The 381-nt window shown below is 33.3% G+C and carries 1 protein-coding gene; it reads right to left on the bottom strand.

Annotated elements, in window-relative coordinates; translation table 11 throughout:
* Positions 1–148 precede the first annotated feature (148 nt).
* Positions 149–381 (bottom strand): hypothetical protein (locus D7Y04_RS46330; protein WP_233601897.1); only part of this gene is annotated, 233 nt, incomplete at its 5' end.

The following is a 381-nucleotide window of genomic DNA, read 5'->3' as shown; positions in this document are numbered from 1 at the left end:
TAACAGAAACGACAACTTCGATCACGACATTGTCGCATACCACATTGAGATGTTGATAGATTTTCAGAAAAAATGTCAGCAGATATCGATTGCGATTGGGACTGATCTGATGCATCTCTTTGCAAACAGATATTTGGTACTAAAACTGTCATATGAAGACAAGAAGAAGTGGTGAAATAGTAGGATACCAACCATTCATTGTTAAATAGATTTGTGAAATGAGAAACCATTCTTCAATAGATAGTTGATATAATTTGTATTTCTGTTCAAGGATAAAATCTCCTAATGTTGATTGAGAAAGTATGAGCAATAGACGGTCGAGACTTATAATAAAGTTGTCTCTATCAACGTTCCATTTTTGAGAGTAGATATCGAATAATT

It is taken from the genome of Corallococcus sp. AB038B (genome assembly GCF_003668955.1).
Lineage (GTDB): Bacteria > Myxococcota > Myxococcia > Myxococcales > Myxococcaceae > Corallococcus > Corallococcus exiguus.
This window is presented reverse-complemented; position numbering and strand designations above follow the sequence as displayed.